This is a genomic window from Petrotoga sp. DB-2 (assembly GCF_054051725.1).
This window is the reverse complement of the sequence record NZ_JBSVZD010000018.1, coordinates 20519-40107: the sequence shown is the minus strand read 5'-3', so window position 1 is coordinate 40107 and position 19589 is coordinate 20519. Positions and strand designations below refer to the sequence as shown.

Here is a 19589-nt window from a genome sequence, read left to right as displayed (position 1 = left end):
ATCACTATCTTTATTGCCCTTGGTAAACTTAATTTAACTCCAGCTTAATTACCCACTATTTTCGTGATAGAACCAAATAACTTGCTTTCTTTAGCTTACCTTAGCTAATCATCCGCATACTATTGTAGTATTAGGGTATATCTTTACAAAAAAATAATAACCAAATCAAAAACAAATTTTTAGTGCTGTTTTTTTTTGTTGTATAAACAATCACGAGGGGGGAACAAAATGAAAAAGGGTTTAATTTTAACTTTGATATTGTTGGTAGGCATGCTTTCACTATTTTCACAAGATTCAATGACTGAGGCTCCTGAAGAACAAATTACACAGACCCTGACCACCAACCCACTTGGATCATTATTTGGTTTCTACAACGTTTCATACGAAAGGCCACTTTCCTCAAGCGGTTCGATCCAGGTCAGCGCTCTTGTACAGTCCTTAAATATCATTATTGCACAAGTCAGCACTTTCGGCGGTGGTGTGGCATATCGCAACTACCTACATCAGACTGCACCAAGTGGTTTCTACATTGCCCCAAGCGTTAGTGTGCTATATGGCTCAGCGATGGAAGATATCTACGACACAAAGGGTTCCGTGCGTTTTCTCCTCGTAGGTGGTGTTGCAGGTTACCAGTGGATAAGTATCGGAGGATTTGTGGTCGACATCTCTGCTGGTGTAAATGCGATTTTTGGTGGGCCAATACAACCAATCACATATCCTGGGTTCGGTTTTGCCGTAGGATATGGATGGTAAGCTCCTTGAATTAATTTTTGATAACTGATCAACTTTTGATTGACAGTAGTAAATAGTTTATCATCTTTATTAAATAAACTGAGGAGTTTAGAATTAATTATTATACAAAGTTAACAGTGAATAAATAATTTAGTTAAACTTTATATGAAATTATATTCGCATATTTGACCTAATAATAAAAAAAGAAATTAACATCAAAAAAGTCTATCGACCTGCTATAAGATAAAAATACCAGGTGGTTGACAGATGAGGAATGGAACGTAAGGGAAGGATATAGTTATATACGAAGGCAGAAAGTATATTGTTAAAAATATACAAGATAAGAGTAGATACTTCAAAACTTGTAAAGCTTTCCAACCCACTAAAAACTGAACTTCTTAGGCTTTATATCTTTCGAAAAGGGTTATATATAGTATGAGCGACAAGTTAGCTTTCATCTCTCCGATGAATTAGAGAGAACTTCCGTTGAATTTCTCAAATCAGCTGTTTTTTGTTTAGGAAAATGTTAGGTAATTAAGCTGAGGTTGAATTAAGTCTTTCCATTATTTTATCATTCTAATTTTTAGCGGTGTATTTTTCACCTTAATTTACAATTCATTTTTTATACCCATACTTCGTAAAAGTAAACTAATTTTTTGTTATAAAAAACAAACAAAGTATGTTATAATATATTTATACTTTTTAAATTTAAGGTCTTTTAGTATTACGAATTTTTACAGAATAAGACTATTACCATTTGCTAGTAATTTCAAAGAGAGTAACAACAAAATTTTAAAGAAGGAGGGGAGGAGTGTATGAAGAATGTATTCATCGATCTAGAAAAGTGTATCGGTTGCCGGCATTGTGAGGTGGCGTGTGCCATTGAGCATTCTTCAGGGAAAGAGCTTTTCTCCATGTATTTCGAAGTTCCGCGCCCACAACCAAGAATAAGCGTCAAACTTGGAGTCGATTTAATGACCTTTCCCAACAAGTGTCAGCATTGTGATCCAGCACCGTGTATGGAGGTCTGTCCGGTCAATGCTATTTTCCGTGATGTTAAAACTGATACAGTTCAGGTTCAGGAAGAACGGTGCATATCCTGTGGTATGTGTGCTATGGTCTGCCCTTACGGAGCTATTCAGTACCAGGTACGACCCAATCTACCAAATGAGGTTGCCTACAAATGTGATAGTTGTATTTCTCGACTTGAAAATGGTAAAGAGCCTGCTTGTGTAGAAGCTTGTGTTACGAATGCACTGGTATTTGGCGAGTACAATGAAATTATCGCTGAAAAACAGAGGGGCATTTCTCTTAACTTAACGCGGGAAATTCAGGGATATAAAGAAGAGGAAATGCCTGAGAATATCAAAGCTTTCAGGGCGTTGCAGCGGAAGGTTGCCCAGCTTGGGCCTCTTCCTTCGTCACAAAATAAGATAAATGTGAATGAAAAAAATTAAGGGGGCGAGCAAACGATGGATAAGTCATTAATTAAACTAAAGGTAGAGGAGCGCACAATAGACGAAAGTGCAAAACCTCTCCTTGAACGAACATTGGAAGAGGGTATTGAAACGGCTTGGGATCGGTTGGAAAAGCAACAGCCCCAGTGCGGTTTTGGTCAACTTGGGCTTTGCTGTAACCGTTGTTCAATGGGTCCCTGTCGTATTGATCCGTTTGAAAAGGATGGTCCCAAACGTGGGGTCTGTGGTGCTGATGCAGATCTTATTGTCGCTAGAAACCTATTAGATGACTTAGTAACTGGGGCTGCAGCCCACTCGGATCATGGACGTGAGGTTGTAGAAACTCTTCTGATGACCGCAGAAGGTAAGAGTCAGGGATATGAAATTCTCGACAAAGAAAAGCTCTACACCGTTGCAAAAGAGATTGGTATTACTACAGAGGGGAGAAACGACACTGATATTGCCAAGGATATTGCTCTGAGCTTTCTTGAAGAATATGGAACAATTAAAAACAGTATTGATCTAAGTAAGCGGGCACCGGAGCCCACGAAAGATAAATGGGCCAAAGCTGGGATCCTTCCAAGAAGCGTAGATCGGGAAATTGTTGAGGCAATGCACCGAATTCACATGGGTGTAGGTGCAGATTATGCAAATATTCTGCTTCATGGGCTTCGAGCATCACTCTCCGATGGCTGGGGTGGCTCAATGATGGCCACGGAAGTATCGGATATCCTTTTTGGCACACCTGAGATCAAGGAATCTTGGGTTAACCTAGGGACTCTCAAAGAAGATATGGTTAATATAGTTCTTCACGGACACAATCCAGTTCTATCAGAGATGGTTGTAAAAGCCGTCAAGGAACAAGAGATGGTAGATCTAGCGAAACAAAAAGGAGCCAAAGGGATTAACCTCGTTGGAATGTGCTGCACGGGAAATGAGCTTTTGATGCGTCGAGGTATTCCTATTGCTGGGAATTTACTCAATCAAGAACTGGCCCTCGCTACTGGCGCTGTAGACGTGATGATAATTGATTATCAATGTATCTTCCCTTCTATCACCCAGGTAGCAAGTTGTTTCCACACTAAAATCGTTTCAACTAGCGAAAAATCGAAGGTTCCCGGGGCCGTTCATATGGAGTTCCATCCTGAGACAGCCTATGATACAGCAAAGAACATAGTAAAACTGGCGATTGAGACCTATGAACAACGGAATCCTGACCGAGTAAAAATTCCAGCCAAGCCTGTAAAGATGATGGCAGGGTTCTCAGTTGAGGCGATTAAAAAGGCACTTGGTGGTACCTTCCAGCCTCTCATCGATGCTATTGCCAACGGAAGTATCAAAGGGGCTGTTGGGATGGTCGGATGTAATAACCCAAAGATAAAACAAGATTATGGACATGTTACGCTTGGCAAGGAACTTATCAAGCGGAACATTTTGGTTGTCGAAACTGGTTGTGCCGCTATTGCATCTGGCAAAGCTGGACTCCTCCTCCCAGAAGCGGCTGATCTCGCTGGTGATGGACTGAAGAGTGTATGTCATGCTCTGGGAATTCCTCCAGTTCTGCACATGGGTTCCTGTGTTGATTGTTCCCGTATCCTCGTGCTTGCCGCCGAACTGGCGAAAGCTTTGAATGTTGGAATTGATCAGTTACCTCTTGCCGGAGCTGCACCTGAATGGTATTCACAGAAGGCCGTCTCGATTGCGTCCTACTTTGTAGCTTCCGGTGTGTATACTGTTCTGGGGTTACCCCCGAAAATCTTCGGCAGCAAGAATGTAATCGATCTACTTACTTCGGGTCTAAATGATGTTGTTGGTGCTACCTATGCTGTAGAACCGGATCCTGTGGCTGCGGCAGATCTTATCGAGAAACATATCGATTCAAAGAGAAAGGACCTTGGTATATGAGTGCATCGAGTGAAGAAAGGCGTAAACAATTATTTGAAGTAGCAAATGAGTTGAAAAAAAAGAGTTTAGAAAAAAATCATGATTTTCGAGTTGTCATAACAGGGAAGGGTGGGGCAGGGAAAACCACCCTCACCTCTGCCCTTTCACATCTTTTTGCCCAACATGAATACAATGTTCTTGCAGTAGATGAAGACCCTCAGCAAAATCTGGCATTTTCTCTTGGTTTTCCTATAGAGAAAGCGGACCAAATAGTGCCGGTGTCAAAAAATTTGGATTATATCGAGGAAAAGACAGGCGCCCGTCCGGGGGAAGGATGGGGAGTAATGCTCAACCTGAATCCTGATGTTTCGGATGTTGTTAAGCGTTTCGGTATGAAAATCAATTCAAAAATAAACCTGTTGGTCATTGGAAGTGTGATCCAGGCAGCAACAGGTTGCCTATGCCCCGAGAATGCTCTTCTCGATGCGATTGTGGGTTATATCAAGTTGCGTGAGGGAGAAGTTATTCTCATGGATACCCAGGCAGGTGTTGAGCATTTCGGGCGAGCGCTTGCGGAAGGTTTTCAAAATGCTGTTATTGTGACGGAGCCGAGTTTCAATGCCGTCCAGGTTGCACTGCATTCAGCAAAACTTTCACAGCAACTTGGCATAGAACGTATCTATCTTGCGGTCAATAAAGTTCGAGACGATGCGGACCGGGAAAAGGTGCTTCGTTTTATTGAAGGACAGAATTATTTTCAGTCAATACATTATTTACCCTTTGATGAGCAGGTGTATAAAAACGAACCGGATATTGGACCTTTGTTGGAAGGTTCCTCTCCTTATATAAGCGCAGTAAAAGGATTATTTTTGGAACTCACATCCAAAGACAAGTGAGGGAATCAGAATGAATAAAAAAGTTGTTATTATTGGATCCGGGCCCGCAGGTGTTTCCGTGGTATCGAATCTCAGGAAGCAGGGATTTAAAGGTACTATTATCATGCTTTCTGCTGAAGAGGTTCCCCCCTACTCTCCTGCGGCTCTTGGAGAATATCTTATCCGGGACAATGAAGAGATCCTTTTCTGGCACGGTAGGAACTTCTGTGTTGAAAACGAAGTTGAGTGTTTTCCCGGTGAAAGGGTTATGGAGATAGAAACAGATGTAAAGCGGGTACGGACCGAAAAAGATAGAATTATTGACTATGATACTCTGGTAATTGCGTCTGGAAGTTCTCTTTACATTCCACCCACAGTTCAGGGGGCTGATCGGAGAGACCTTCTAAATTTCAAGACCTATGCAGGGGCAGACAGAATCAAAGAAATGGCCCGTAAGGGTGGAGCAAGTGCTGTAATAGTTGGTGGTGGTTTTATCGGTGTCGAAATTGCCCTTTGTTTAAGCAAGTTAGGCATATCTCCATCAGTTCTGAACCGACGTGGATGGATCATGCCTAGGCTCCTCGACCCGGAGACGTCCGAATATGTGCTTGAAGACCTTCGGTCTCAGGGTGTGAATCCCCTACTAAATACAGAGGCAGCAAAATTCCTTGGCGACGATCATATAACTGGGTTGGAAACGACTGACGGGAGACGGATAGATGCAGATATTTTCATTGCTGCTACAGGGGTAAAGCCGAATGTGGATTTTCTCAGTGGTAGCGGAATCGATTACGACGAATATGGTATATCCGTTGACAGTAAACTTAGAACAAACGACAAAAATGTCTTTGCCTGTGGAGATGTGGCTAAAACGATTGATCTGGTTACTGGTGAGTCCAAAAGTCATGGCCTCTATCCAGTTGCGGTAAGTCACGGACAAACGGTTGCCATGAACATTCTTGGTTATGATTTTGACTACGAAAAACAGGTAAGTATGAATTCTCTCAAGGAGTTAAGCTTCAAGATCATTGTAGTGGGGGCACTTGAAGGTGATGAAATTAAATACAAAAAGGATGGGATCCTAAGGAAAGTTTATCTGCAAGATGGAAAACTAAATGGCTTTGTGCTTGTCCGAGATATCAGCGGTGCGGGATATCTTTTGTCACTTCTGAGAAAACGAAAGCGTGTTGATACACTTGGATATTCTTTAGTTGATCCATCGTTCAGTCCCGCTTACGGTGTAACGAGTCTGGTTTAAGAGACGAAACTTCCTGAAGGCAAGACATTTGTTAACATCTTCTTCCTCGGAGCACTCATCATATCACAGCTCCGGGGAAATAAAATGAGAATATATTTTTCAATAAAGATGATTACAATGATTTTCTACCTATTCTTTGCAATGTAACATAACTTTATTATCTTTTCTTATGTTACTCTTGTCTGATTTTCAACTATTACCATCTTCTGTTAGAAACCCCATAAGTAAATCTCTCCATTGGGTACTCTCTTAATTTGGTATGGATGAAAAAATATAAGAATATCCTAAGAGAGGAGATGTTGATATTGCCCTTTATTCTGCTCCTGGTGGAGCAAAGATGTATGCTAAGGGAATTGAAAACATTAGATTAGTGGGAGTTTATGTCTGGAAGGCAGTCTATGTGGTTGCTGGAAAAGATGTCTCCGATTGGGGAGACCTCAAGGGAAAAGATGTCTATATTGATTTTAGAGGAGGGTCGCCTGACATCATTGCTCGAGCATCAATGAAAGCAGCAGGTTATGATCCTGATAAAGATTTTAATATAAAGTATTTGCCTGGAAGTGAAATAAAAAGGCTCATTCTTTCCGGGCAAGCAGATGCCGCCGTTTTTTCAGAACCCCACATTTCTCAGTTAGTCCTCGCCTCTGGTGGAAAGATGAATGTGGTGATTGATTGCCAAGAAGGATTTGTAAAGAGTATCTCCGGCTGGGAAAAAGGCGAGGAAATCCCTATAGGAGGGCTTTGGGTAGTAGTTTCGAACATCGAAGGTAAGGAGAAAGCTGTAGAAAAGTTCATTGATGCCTTTGATGAGGCTAATGATTACGCTATAAAACACCCTCAAGAAGTTGGTAATTTTACCTCCAAATGTTTTAAACAGTACTTTGGCGCTGAATTTCCTTCAAAAGCTGTTGAAGATTCTATCATGTCTGGACGTCTCAAGTTGGACTTCATAGAAGTAGAAGATGTAAAGCCGCTCATGCCTTCTTATCTTGAAAGCTTAGGGTTCCCTATTCCTGATGAAGGAATTTATTACAAAACTGAAATATCGCCTCCAGAAGAAGATGATTCTGATGATTAGAACGAAACTTAAGTTTTTACAATGGCTTAAAAGATTATCAGGAATTATTGTCCTCCTTGGGATGTGGGAATTACTTTCTTTGTTTTTTCCCCCAATTATCGTTCCTTCGGTAGAAAGAGTTTTTTTAACGCTTAGCCAAATGGTTATTAGTGGAGAGATATGGCTCCCGCTTATTCATACGGTAAGTAGGGTGCTGATAGGTGTAAGCCTTTCTATTCTTCTGGGAGGAATACTTGGCACACTGGCGGGACTAATTAATGGCATTCATGAAGCAATTAGGCCTGTGATTGTAATCATTGAAAACACGCCTCCCGTTGTATGGGTAATTATAGCCGTTATTTGGTTTGGGGGCTATCCCTCCAATATTTGTTATTATGTCTATCGCAGTTCCCATTATTACAATTCATTTAGATCAGGGAATCAGAGATATAGACTCTTCTCTTCGCGAAATGAGTCAATCTTTTGGAGTAAAAACATCAACTAAGCTCCGCGACCTTTATTTACCTGCTATTAGTGGACCCTTTTTTTCCGCACTATCTGTGGGATTTGGATTAGCCTGGAGAGGAGTAGTAATGGCAGAATTCCTTGGCAGTATGTCAGGTATTGGGAACGAGCTTAATTGGGCTCGATTTAATTTAGAAACGGATAAGGTATTCGCATATACTATTGTTATTGTTGTTTTAGGCCTTGCTACCGAATATTTATTAATTAAACCTTTTCAAAATAGAACAATAAAGACAGAGACCGTGAGAAGGCGAAATAAAAAATGAAGGAGAAAAGAAAAACAGTGGTGAAGTTTTCCAAAGTACATAAGAGATTTGGCTCCCTGCAAGTAATTAAAGATCTAAATTTTAAAATCCCAGAAGGAGAAGTAGTTTCTTTTATTGGTCTCTCAGGTTGTGGAAAAAGTACTACTCTGCGGATTATTGCTGGCTTAGAAGAAGTAGATAAAGGAACAGTTGAGAGAAAATTTAATAACCTTGGGTTTATTTTTCAGGAGCCAAGACTTCTTCCCTGGAAAACTGTGTTAGATAATATTTGCTTTGTTTTAAAGGATCGCATCTCCGACAAGGTTGAACGTCAGGAAATTGCTTTGCATTATTTAAATTTGATGGAGCTTACCCAATTCAAGGATTATTATCCTGCTCAGCTTAGTGGAGGAATGAAAAGCCGGGTTTCGGTTGCTCGAGCTTTAGCTATTGACCCGGACATTATCCTAATGGATGAACCCTTTTCAGATATCGACTTTCCTTTGCGTCTTGTGCTCATAGACAGTTTAAAAGAGATTTTAGAGAAAGAATCAAAGACGGTTATCTATGTTACTCACGATATTAGAGATGCACTTCTCTTATCGGATAGGATCCATGTTCTTACTGCTCGACCAATGCAACTCAAGGAAGAACTGTTTATTAGCGAGGAAGTGAGAGATATAAATAACCCTAAATTTTCAGAATTAGAAAGGTATGTGATTAATCTACTGAAGGAAGAGTTGGAAATAAAAAGGTTCGATGAGATGAGAGCAGAAGCAAAGTAATAAAGTAATAGAAAAAATCCATTGAAAGCAAAATTGGAAAACTATTCAAATCTTAGATTATGGAATGAAAATTGAATGTTTAATCTCATTTCAATTCTCCTGATATTTTAAATTAAAAATCAAGGTCTCTCTTGTAATATATTTTATCATACGATAATAAAAAAGCAAAGTTTTGATTGACAATCGTAATTTTTTATGATATAGTATTTATAGCTATCTTATGCCTTTTTATCCTACCTATGAGGAATGGAAACTTTGTTGAAATGAACAATGGAAATCAAGTTGATGATTCACTTTTTATCCTACCTATGAGGAATGGAAACATCCCACTCCGTTAAAATAATCCATGCTCTAAACTTCTCGAATATTATGAACTAAACTTACCAAAGATAATCTCAGTAAAACCAACAGAACTACCAGTAATAAAAGTATCAGACAGAAACATAGATTTTGTATTTGAATTAGAGGTCACCTCTCAGACAATTATGTAAGGGAAAAGTATCTAAACAAACTGAAAGAGGTGATACGAATAACAAAGATAGGTGCCTCATTATTTGAAGAGGGCGTGGAAAAGGTGAAATTGAAGGTGAAAGAAAAGGGAAACTTGAAGAAAAAAAAGAATTAATAATTGAGATTCTAAATCAAAGGTTTGGAAAAGATTTTGATAAAAGACTAGAAGAAAAGATCAAAATACAAATGAAGAAACAATAAACCAAATAAAGAAAAATATTCTAAGTATTACAGTAGAAGAGCAAAAAGAATATTGAAGTAGTTGTAGAAGGCTAATCTTATACTAATGCCATGAATTCCAAATAAATGTACTTCTAAAAATCTCACTCTTTAAATAATGAAGTCATCAGGTTCTCCTTTTTCCACTCCATAAGTTTCTTTGATAAAAATTTTTCGAGATTCGAAAATGTACCAAGTAATGCTATCTTCGTCCTTTTTTGTGATTTTTCTTATCTGCTGTTTTAAGATCTCATATTTTGCTTTTGTTATTTCTCCTTCCAGCAAGGAATTTTGTACCCAGTTCAGGTATTGTCTCGCTTTTTTTAAAACTTTTGCAACTCTTTTCTCATTAACGTCGTAAGCCATAATTACGTACGTTTTTACCACCTCATCGTAAAAGGAACGTATTCTTTTTCTTCGATCAGATGTTTTAAAATTTTATAAGCCTCATGTTTTATCAATGTTCTGTAGGTAATATTTCTTTTTAATTTTTTATGTTTTAAAGTTGTACTTAAGTGTTCTTCATAATTTTTTATAAAATTTTTTTGGCCTTCTTCGTTCAAGTGAATACCACCTTGAATTTTTTTAAAATGTTTTTCATTAATTATTTTTTTATTCACAAGGTTAAAAATAGTTCTGTCTACCACAATAGGCTTAAATATTTCAGCTATATCAAGGTTCAAAGAAAATTTTCTAAAGTTAGTTGAATGAAGATAGCCAATTCTAGGATCTAATGGTGTTTGATAAATTTGCGTTAAAACTGTAGAGTACATTAAAGAGTTCCCAAAACTGATAAGAGTGTTCATATAATTTGTAGGGGGCCTTTTTTCTCTGACAACCATTTTGAAATCTTCATTTGAGATTATATTGTTATCAATAAAATTATAATAAATCTCTCTATAATTTCCCTCTTGTGCCATTAATTCATTAATAGAACTGATCTGGTGAATATTCTGAATAAATTCTTCCATTTTTTGCGAATACCGTTTTACTTCAAAATCGCTTTTTCTTTCATAATATTGAACAATTTTTAAGATGTTTTGCATAGCTCCTTCCACAAACTTTTTTGCTAAAACTAATCTTTTTTCTGAAGAGATATAGTGCTCTACTTGTTTAACTATTGTTATTCCATTTGTATTATGTTCATATGGATAAAAACTTCCAACATAAAAACCATAGTGGTTGAAAAAATGGAGCGGTAAGTTATTGGCGGACAAAAATTCAAGAAGTCGTTTATTTATATTTATTTCTCCAAATATCTTTATTTCTGAAATATTTTCTATTGGGAAGTACTTAGTTTTTTCATCAGATTCACTTTTAAAGGCTAGTGTGTTTCCTTTTCTAGTTAATGTTCCACTTTGAAATATATAAATAGGTTTCAATTTATTCCTCTCCCGCCCAACATAATTCTGCAAAGCCACATTTTGAACACATCCCTATCCATTTTGGTGGAGGTGGAACAGGCGATTCAATTAATTCATTGAGTTTAAGAAGTATATCTTGTATTTCTTTTTTGGCTTCCTCATCGAATACAATGGGAATTCTCTTTTTTTCTTTTGGCAACAGAATTTCCCCCTTTGCTTGAACGCCCATATCCTCCAATAATTTTAAATAATATAATAACTGGATTTTGGCTCCTTTAAAAGACTTTGAGGATTTTTTGATTTCTCCAACTATGGTACACTTATTATCATTCCAAATTAAATCAATCACTGCTCCTGGAAGTTTTATTTCTTTTTCACCTTTCCCTTCATAAGAATTCTTGTGTAAAAACCTTCCTAGTTCTATGTAAGGGTTATCTTGTTCAGGAGTGAATCTCCTTAAAACAAACCAAGCTTCTCTTGGACATATTGAATAAGCTAAAACTGAATATCCTGTAATGATATTGTCATCCATAAAAATCCTCTTTCAATTCATACGGAATAAACCCTACTTCTTCAGAATAAATTTCCCCAATGCCTAACTGCGTAATCAACCAAACTCCATTACCTTTATACACAAGCTTTTTATCTTCTTCTAGGAATACTTCATTATAATGGGTTTCCCATTCTTCTAGTTCTTTGTGAGGAACATTTATAGAATAATCTTGAATTTCTTTCCATAGTTGTTTTTTTCTTTCGTAATTTTCTAAACTATGTTCCAAACTTTCAATTTCATATAATTTGTTTGAAACTGTTCCATCCACATCTACAAACACCACATCCTCGTATAAATGTTCTTCTATCAGAGGTTTATAATTACTCCAATTTCCTTCTTTTATGTCATACCATGGACCTTTTTGATATTTGCTAACTGACAATGCCTTGTAATATTTATCTAGTAGTTGTTGAACTTCGTTTTCTGAAAATTTATTTTTGTAGGCAAATATTTCTTTTGTATTATTTAGCGATATGCTATCGTACACATAAGAAGCATACGATCTTTCATTATCACTTTCATCGTCTACTATTTCAGCAACCGTTACTGTGCCAAGTTCTTTTAGCATTCTTCTATTACATCTTCCAGCAGCTTGGACTATGCTGTCAAAGGGGGATAAATCTTTAAAGATATAATCAAAGTCCAAATCCACTCCGGCTTCTACTACTTGGGTAGATATGAGATTTCTTGGCAAGTTTTTATTTTCCAACTGTTTGATCTGTTTAATTCTGTCAAGCCTTTCTTTAGGAATTACCCAAGTTGAAAGAAAGAAAAGGTTATTTTTCAAATGTTCTCGGAGTAAGATAAAAGTTTTTAGCGCTTCTTTTTTTGTGTTAAGAATAATTAGAGACGGGTTGTCAGCTCTCTCTTTTGTATATTGCTTTATATCTGAAAGAAATATTTTTTTATTAATTATGTTGTAAGAGTGCCTGTTTTTTGGGAAAGAACTCTTGGGGGCTAACTCTTTACCTTCTGCCATTTTAGGTTGTGTAGCGGTCATTAAAATGAAAAAAGTTCCCATCTTTTTTGAAAGAAAAGACATGGTTTCCCCAAATCCTTGCCAATATTCTGGAGGGATCGACTGAGGTTCATCCAAAATAACTACCGCATCTTTTAACCTATGAAAACTCATAGAATCGTTGGCATTAGGAGAATAAAGCGCTTCCCAAAACTTTGCGAGGGTTGTAACAATGAGTGGTTCTTTGAAGTATCTAAAAGAAAGTATAAACCTTTCTAAATTATCTAAATCTTCTTTTTCCTTTGATGCACTTACCAAATGATGGTCTTCTTGCACTTTGTCGTATATGTTCTTTGCAACTTCGGAATTTTGATCAACAATACTTATGAACGGTAATACATAAATAATTGTTTTAAGAGAAAGTTTATTTGCTAACTTCATCGATGCTTGCAATCCCGTTATAGTTTTTCCTGCTCCAGTAGGGAGCGTTATGGTATAGATACCTGGTTCTGAAATTGTATCAACGTTTGATAATGTACTTTCTCGAATTTCATTTTTCCAATCGCTTAAATGGTTCTTTGGAAGTGATTCAAGAAATTTGTCGAACCTATCTTGTTGATAAGAAATTTTATCAAAATTGATCCTATCAACATTTAACGCATCTAGCCTATCAGATGTTATAAAAATTGAATTCTCGATTCTCGTATTAAACCATAAATCTTCAGCCTTAACCGTCTTATTTAAAAGATACTGTGAATGCCAAGATTGAAATATTAATCTTTTCCATTCTTTTTCTGTTAGATATTCAATTTTGCTTAGATCAAGGAATTCTTCTAATGCTTTTATCACGTCTTGATAATTTAAATTTCTCCAAAAAGACATTATATCTTCAAAATTTAGCTGGTATGAATGATGTCTTCTAACAATCTCAGCTTGAAAGATATCTTTTGTAAGCATAAAAGTTAAGTAAGAAGAAGGCTCAGAGTGCGGATAATGACCTTTTTTTGTCTTTAAATATTTTTGAAATTTAACATGTGATTTAGCTACATCATGTGTTAGACAGATATGTTTTAGTGTTTCGACTAATTCATTGTCTCCATGAAAATTTGATATCTCTTTGGATTTTTCAAATACTCCTTTTAAATGATCTTTAAGAAGTTTACCCGGATGGCTTTCTTGACCATTCAGGAAGCCAAACAATTTCGTCGTTTCCAACTAAGACTCCCCCTATCTCTTCAGGATTATCAACAAAAATTCCCGTATCGATATTGGCTGGGTAAAAAACTGACAAGCTTTTAGTAAGGCCTCTTTCTTTGTCCATTTGTAGAGGGACAATGTCTTTAAAGATTCCATGAGTTTTTTTCAGATTAATTTTGGGCTTAATATCTGCAGGTATGATACTTTTTATTCTTGCCTCATCGTCTTCGATCTTTAGCGGGTTGAAAGATCCTATGTAATGAATATTTGCAAATGAATATGCGGTACCAAGATATGGGGTAAAAACAAAACTACCTTCTTCAAGAAAAGGTTTTAATTTTTCTTCTATAGGACCTTCTACATAAATTCGATATTTTGGTCTTTTTACAAATTGATGTTTTATAATATTGTGAATACCCTTTTTTGGGTCTTTATTATTCCACAAGTTTATACTGGTGGTGAACCATTGAGTGGGAGACAGTATTGAAATGGCGATTCTGTTTCCATACAATGATTCCCAATAAGAAGCCAAATGAGCTTTATTTTCCGATTTGTTCTCTACTCCAATTATAGCCGCAATCAATCCTCCAACAGCTGTTGGTGGTGGGAAGGGATAAGATGCGGAAGAAGTGGTTGTATAAAATTTGCGAAACATAGCATACTCCCCTGTAATATCAAAAACAAGGGCCATTGTATCACCTCAATTCCATAGCTACTTTATCTTCTCCCAAAATACTTTTTAGATCATCAATATATTGTACTTCCAAGTCAGGATCCTTGATAATTATTATCTTTTCTATATTATCTTTGAGTAAAGAAACCTTATCACATATTTCCTTCAAATTGAGAGCAATGTCTTGAATATTTCGGATTGCCAATTGTTCATCGTCATCTAACAAAGAATTATCTCTTTTGGTTAATTTTATTCTTTCATCCAAAGAACCAATTAATCCATTGAAATTAGGCTGGTACACAATCTCCATCAAAAAGCGAGATCTATGCTCAGTTTTACTCCTTGTGATTAAATTGTTGGTTCCATTCCAAACAGCTTGTGTAAGTTTGTTGAAATCCTCGTCTGTTGCTTGTGTCCTTTCAGATGCATATTGATTTCCAATTGCATAGGTTCCAATCAATGCAAAAGGAACTATATATTCATTTCTTATAGTTCTCTGTTCTCCACCTTCTTTAGTGACAAACGCGCCGGTTCCTTGTACAAATTCAACTTTTGCTTTGTGTAAAGATCTTCCCCATTTAAATTGGACAGGTCCAGTCCATGCAAAACTTTCCTTACCCAATGCGAATGTTACACCGAAAAGTCTTGTATCGATACATTTCTTTAGAGTTTCATCTCCTTTTGTGGTAGACAATTTTGTTTTGAGCTCTTCGAATCTTTCTTTTAAAGATTTTGGTTCTCCATCAATGAAAACATCTTCTCCCATTCTCATTAATTCGTCTCTGATAGTTCTTTTAATTCTAACGTCAGATACTAAAACTTGGCCTGTTTCTTCATCGTATCTTGGATGATTTGCATTCAATGGATCACCGTTTGGATTCGCATCTTTTACAGAGTATAAAAACAGAAGTTCTTTTCTGCCGTTAAACATCTTGGTCTTCCCCCTTGTCCGTTTTTTCTATTTCTAATTCTACTACTTCTTTCTCTTTTGTGTAATCTTTGTATATTTCCCAGAAGTAATTTCTCCAGTTCATGAAACCTGTCACAAAAGCAAAATTTCCATCGATCCCTAAATCCTTTCCCTTAGAATTCAGTAATAGTTCTTGGGAATAACCAGCTAAATCTTCAACCAGGAAGGAAGGTTCAATCTTGTACGCTTTTATAAGTTCTGGTATTCTTGATAGATGTTTTTTTATATCTCTTAAACTTAATCTTCCAAAATTTAACTGCTTGTACAATGGAGAATCTTGAATTTTTGCGTTTGAATAACCACTTTCTCCTTTTTCCCCCTTTGTTTGATTATACGCCACAAACCCCAAAACTACTCCAGATAAAAGTGTCCCTTTTCCAAAGTCGCTCTGCAAAAATTTATCAGAAAACTTATCTAGGATTTCCAAATGTCTTTTCATAATGAATACCCCCAGGTTTTATTGTAGTTGTTCAAAAATTCAATCAGTAACAAAAAGTCATTCAAAGTAAGATTAAAATAATCATTTTGGACTTTGTCGTTCATCAATTTAGGAATTCTTGCAACAAAATTTTGTTTTATAGTTTTGGTTTCAACTCTTTCTTCACTTAAAATTTTTCCAATAATTTCCATTGCCAGCATTCTCATAACTTTTTCTTCAGCGTCTTCTTTCAAAACTAAATGGCGAAGGGTTCGATATATGTGTTTAAATGCAACAGAAAGTTGAGTATCTTTCTTTTTCTTTTGGGAAAAGAGATTTACCGTCTCTTCCCAAACTTTTTGTAATTTTTGTATCCTTGTTAAAGGTACATCCTCGATCATTTGATGTATTACAAGTTGTGCTTGGTTTTGTTCTAGAAAAAGAAAATGAAATACAGCGGTGTACGGTTTATCCATATAATCAGGATCTGTGATATAATCCAAAAGATCTTTTTCTTTTGTATACTGATCACTCCAAAAATAATTCTTTAAATCACCGAAAGCATCATCCCGGATGTTTGTATCCGTTGTAAAAAATTCGGGTATTATCCAGATCTGGATATTATTTATAATAGATTGATCAACAAAATTATAATCTATGTAAGTTTTGGCGTTAGAGAAAGTCTTAAAGCACTCTTTACAATATTTGTAAACCTTGTTAGAAAAATTTTTATTTATGGCAGGAAGGAAATTCACCTTATCAAAAGTAGCAAAAGGAAAAATCATATCGAAATTAAGTAAAATATCGCTTTCCTTACCACAATAATCACAAATTCCACCTTTTTTTGAAACATTTTTCTTAATCAGTTCGTCGTTTAACTTCTTTAAAAAATATTGTTGAAACAGCTTAACTTCTCCAGGATAAAGAAATCCTCCATCATCTTCAACGCCAAAAACAATTAAATACGAAGCCTTTGGATCACTGTAACACTCTAAGAACCGGTCGACAAAATCATTATTAGATAAGTCATTGATTATTTTTTGAACAGAACCTTTTTCAAAAAATCCTAAATCTTCGAAATCTTGAATCATTTTTTCAATTTTGCTTATATACGATTTAGAACCAGTTAAGAAGGCATCACGATTCTTTTCTTTATTATTTTTCGGCTTTGATAACCTCAAAACAGGAGAGTAACGCCACGCAGTATTACTGCCTGGAGGTTCTTTGTACAAATACCTAAGTTTTTTATATTGTTCATCTTTGTTACCGGCAAAAAAATCTACTTCATCAATTTTTGAAACACCCTCAATTTTTAGGGGTATAATCGTATTTTCTTCTTCACTTTGCAATTTTAAAGCATTGTAATTTGATACTTTTAAATAAATTCTTATTTCTTTTGATCCATCTATTCTTACGGGTACGGTTAGATAATCTGTTATTTCATAAGTTTTTGATGAAAACTCTTTCCCAACAGTGTAAACGGCATCGATAAAACCCATATTATCACCCTCTATCCATAATCATATAACTTCGACTAATCCAAATCCTTGGGAGTTTTTTGCTCCAAAACCTGAATCATAACCAATTTTCAACAAAGTAGGATTCCCTTGGATTACAAAAGTTCCATGCCAGCCTTTAATAATAAAATTTTTATACTTTGTTATGATCATTTTAGATCTTTTTTGATTAGCCTCTTTTATAACGAATTCATCATTACTTATTTCTTTTGGAAGATATGAATCATAGTAGGCAAGATACTTTTTTATTAAGTTCTCTCTTATTAATTTTGAAAAGTTATCGTCGTTGGGGGAAAAGTAGACTGTCTTTTTTGAAGAATTTTGTTCCATCGTAGAATAAACAGTAATGGGGGATAAAGTTTTTACTTTTATTTTATCGTTTTTTATTTCCAAATCATCATACTCTAACTTCTCTACATGAATCTTTTGGCCTAATAGTTCAAAATCGTCTTTAAATAAAAGCGAGTCTGCACAATACTGAATTAAATTCTTATCGTGAGAGGAAATTTTCAAAGAAACATTATCAAAAAACTCTATTGTTTTATCCTTTTGATTTAAGCTAAATTTTCCATTTAGTCTTGAAAAAGAAAACAATTTGTACTTTCTTTTCTTATAACTAAAGCCCTCGTTATGAACGAAGTTTCTATATTCGGCGTTATCTATTAGATCAAGAATGAAAGCCTGAATGATATGATTGTAATTTAATGGAAGTATTAAACTATTTAAAGAAAATTGAACGTTTAATCTCATTTCAATTCTCCCGATATTTTAAATTAAAAATTAGAATCTTTTCTGTAATATATTTTATCATACAATAATAAAAAAAGCAAGAATGTATAAAAAATGTCTGTCGACCTCCAATAAGGTAAAAATCCCAGGGGATCGACAGACAAGTGTTAAAAATCACAATCCTTATATCATGCACATTTGAATTGATTTTTAACAATTTCTCAAAGTTTTGATTGACAATCGTAATTTTTTATGATATAGTGATTATAGGTATGTTATGCCTTTTTATCCTACCTATGAGGAATGGAAACCTGGATAAATGCTGGATACGATAATGTTGACTATTTCTTTTTATCCTACCTATGAGGAATGGAAACCCCATCAAATCGGCTTCTTCCGGAGTAGTTCCATAACTTTTTATCCTACCTATGAGGAATGGAAACAATAACCTTTGTGAATGTAGTTCAAAATATAATCAGCCTTTTTATCCTACCTATGAGGAATGGAAACAAGCCACTGGTAATCCTGAATTGCCTTTCAAGAATGACTTTTTATCCTACCTATGAGGAATGGAAACCACGCTCGGAGAGATTGCAGAACTTAAAAATAAGGTGTCTTTTTATCCTACCTATGAGGAATGGAAACGCTATTCCTAAAGTCCCATATGTAAATTCTTTTTTTACTTTTTATCCTACCTATGAGGAATGGAAACAAGTAAACAGAAAAATATACGACTTCCTTGAAAAAACTTTTTATCCTACCTATGAGGAATGGAAACTCAACATCATTCAAATAATCTAAAAACAATTTTTCCTTTTTATCCTACCTATGAGGAATGGAAACTTTATTAAACAGCTTCATAGTATCCCCATTTGAATCCGTCTTTTTATCCTACCTATGAGGAATGGAAACCTTTCTTGTCTTGCAGATACTGAAGAACTTTTCTCCTTTTTATCCTACCTATGAGGAATGGAAACATGGAACTAAAAGATATATCTATAACATTTGATACACTTTTTATCCTACCTATGAGGAATGGAAACCATTGAATATTTTTATAACCTACGTTTGAAATATAACTTTTTATCCTACCTATGAGGAATGGAAACGGACTTACGTATCGGGGACTTTATGGAAATATAATGCGTGGCTTTTTATCCTACCTATGAGGAATGGAAACATAGCCTTTCATACCAATATCGTAGATTTTCATTTCTTTTTATCCTACCTATGAGGAATGGAAACTACTTTTATATGGTATAATATAAGTATAAAAATGTACTTTTTATCCTACCTATGAGGAATGGAAACTCTCTAATTTAGATTTATCATCTTTACTCATAAAGCCTCTTTTTATCCTACCTATGAGGAATGGAAACGCAGCTTCTTCGGGCTCTACTTCTTTAACCAATTTCCTTTTTATCCTACCTATGAGGAATGGAAACTAAGATTGTTGATTTTTTGTGTTTATATCCAATAACTTTTTATCCTACCTATGAGGAATGGAAACACCAATTACGTATAGAAGTTGCGAAACAAAAAGAAAACTTTTTATCCTACCTATGAGGAATGGAAACTTTGTGATAGTGTTGCTTCACTTGCTAAATCCTTACTTTTTATCCTACCTATGAGGAATGGAAACAATTTTCGATCTCCAAAGATA

The 19589-nt window shown here is 35.6% G+C and carries 17 protein-coding genes, 1 pseudogene and 1 CRISPR repeat array (1 of these 19 cut by a window edge); of the genes and pseudogenes, 9 read left to right on the top strand and 9 right to left on the bottom strand.

Going from position 1 to position 19589, the window contains the following annotated elements; all coding sequences use genetic code 11:
* The first annotated feature begins 228 nt into the window (after positions 1–228).
* From ACW9JY_RS07110 to ACW9JY_RS07070, 9 genes and pseudogenes are all read left to right on the top strand, one after another.
* Positions 229–753 carry a hypothetical protein gene (locus ACW9JY_RS07110; protein ID WP_457283847.1) on the top strand — a complete coding sequence of 175 codons (525 nt, stop codon included), beginning with the start codon at positions 229–231 and terminating at the stop codon, positions 751–753.
* Between the two features lie 794 nt (positions 754–1547).
* Positions 1548–2189: a 4Fe-4S dicluster domain-containing protein gene (locus tag ACW9JY_RS07105; RefSeq protein ID WP_457283846.1), complete on the top strand. Its 642-nt coding sequence runs from the start codon at positions 1548–1550 to the stop codon at positions 2187–2189.
* Positions 2190–2204: 15 nt separating this feature from the next.
* Positions 2205–4094, top strand: a complete 1890-nt coding sequence (gene cooS, locus ACW9JY_RS07100) for an anaerobic carbon-monoxide dehydrogenase catalytic subunit (protein ID WP_457283845.1) — start codon at positions 2205–2207, stop codon at positions 4092–4094.
* Complete coding sequence (locus ACW9JY_RS07095) at positions 4091–4969, top strand: ATP-binding protein (RefSeq protein WP_457283844.1); 879 nt, start codon at positions 4091–4093, stop codon at positions 4967–4969. Before cooS ends, ACW9JY_RS07095 begins: the two co-directional genes overlap by 4 nt.
* 10 nt (positions 4970–4979) lie before the next feature.
* Positions 4980–6206 (top strand): NAD(P)/FAD-dependent oxidoreductase, encoded by a 1227-nt coding sequence (locus ACW9JY_RS07090; protein ID WP_457283843.1) that lies wholly within the window; start codon positions 4980–4982, stop codon positions 6204–6206.
* A gap of 301 nt (positions 6207–6507) precedes the next feature.
* Positions 6508–7284: pseudogene (locus tag ACW9JY_RS07085) on the top strand (ABC transporter substrate-binding protein); the annotation flags it as partial.
* The gene (locus tag ACW9JY_RS07080; RefSeq protein ID WP_457283848.1) at positions 7277–7768 is read left to right on the top strand and encodes an ABC transporter permease; all 492 of its coding nucleotides are present in this window, start codon (positions 7277–7279) and stop codon (positions 7766–7768) included. The pseudogene ACW9JY_RS07085 and the gene ACW9JY_RS07080, both read left to right, overlap by 8 nt.
* Positions 7659–8054, top strand: a complete 396-nt coding sequence (locus ACW9JY_RS07075; RefSeq protein WP_457283842.1) for an ABC transporter permease — start codon at positions 7659–7661, stop codon at positions 8052–8054. Before ACW9JY_RS07080 ends, ACW9JY_RS07075 begins: the two co-directional genes overlap by 110 nt.
* Complete coding sequence (locus tag ACW9JY_RS07070) at positions 8051–8818, top strand: ABC transporter ATP-binding protein (protein ID WP_457283841.1); 768 nt, start codon at positions 8051–8053, stop codon at positions 8816–8818. Before ACW9JY_RS07075 ends, ACW9JY_RS07070 begins: the two co-directional genes overlap by 4 nt.
* 840 nt (positions 8819–9658) lie before the next feature.
* On the opposite strand, the gene cas2 is transcribed toward ACW9JY_RS07070, so the two are convergent.
* Genes cas2 through cas6 form a run of 9 tightly spaced genes read right to left on the bottom strand, consistent with a single transcriptional unit; the run spans position 9659 to position 17947 of the window.
* Entirely contained in the window at positions 9659–9934 is a 276-nt protein-coding gene (gene cas2 / locus ACW9JY_RS07065) for a CRISPR-associated endonuclease Cas2 (RefSeq protein WP_012209660.1), read from the bottom strand.
* A complete protein-coding gene (gene cas1b, locus ACW9JY_RS07060; protein ID WP_103077272.1) occupies positions 9928–10929 on the bottom strand; it encodes a type I-B CRISPR-associated endonuclease Cas1b in 1002 nt (333 codons plus the stop codon). The genes cas2 and cas1b overlap by 7 nt, the downstream gene beginning before the upstream one ends.
* Position 10930: 1 nt before the next feature.
* Positions 10931–11443, bottom strand: coding sequence for a CRISPR-associated protein Cas4 (gene cas4 / locus ACW9JY_RS07055; protein WP_103077273.1), 513 nt, complete (start codon positions 11441–11443; stop codon positions 10931–10933).
* Complete coding sequence (gene cas3, locus ACW9JY_RS07050) at positions 11436–13637, bottom strand: CRISPR-associated helicase Cas3' (RefSeq protein ID WP_457283840.1); 2202 nt, start codon at positions 13635–13637, stop codon at positions 11436–11438. The genes cas4 and cas3 overlap by 8 nt, the downstream gene beginning before the upstream one ends.
* Positions 13582–14310: a type I-B CRISPR-associated protein Cas5b gene (cas5b, locus tag ACW9JY_RS07045; protein WP_103077275.1), complete on the bottom strand. Its 729-nt coding sequence runs from the start codon at positions 14308–14310 to the stop codon at positions 13582–13584. Before cas5b ends, cas3 begins: the two co-directional genes overlap by 56 nt.
* Before the next feature lie 4 nt (positions 14311–14314).
* Entirely contained in the window at positions 14315–15223 is a 909-nt protein-coding gene (gene cas7b / locus ACW9JY_RS07040; protein WP_103077276.1) for a type I-B CRISPR-associated protein Cas7/Csh2, read from the bottom strand.
* Positions 15216–15701: a TM1802 family CRISPR-associated protein gene (locus ACW9JY_RS07035; protein ID WP_457283839.1), complete on the bottom strand. Its 486-nt coding sequence runs from the start codon at positions 15699–15701 to the stop codon at positions 15216–15218. Before ACW9JY_RS07035 ends, cas7b begins: the two co-directional genes overlap by 8 nt.
* Positions 15698–17179, bottom strand: coding sequence for a TM1802 family CRISPR-associated protein (locus tag ACW9JY_RS07030; RefSeq protein ID WP_457283838.1), 1482 nt, complete (start codon positions 17177–17179; stop codon positions 15698–15700). The genes ACW9JY_RS07035 and ACW9JY_RS07030 overlap by 4 nt, the downstream gene beginning before the upstream one ends.
* Positions 17180–17200: 21 nt before the next feature.
* On the bottom strand, positions 17201–17947 hold the full coding sequence (gene cas6, locus ACW9JY_RS07025) for a CRISPR-associated endoribonuclease Cas6 (RefSeq protein WP_103077279.1): 747 nt from the start codon (positions 17945–17947) through the stop codon (positions 17201–17203).
* A gap of 260 nt (positions 17948–18207) precedes the next feature.
* Positions 18208–19589: a CRISPR direct-repeat array (repeat unit 30 nt; unit sequence CTTTTTATCCTACCTATGAGGAATGGAAAC) (it continues 932 nt past the right edge of the window).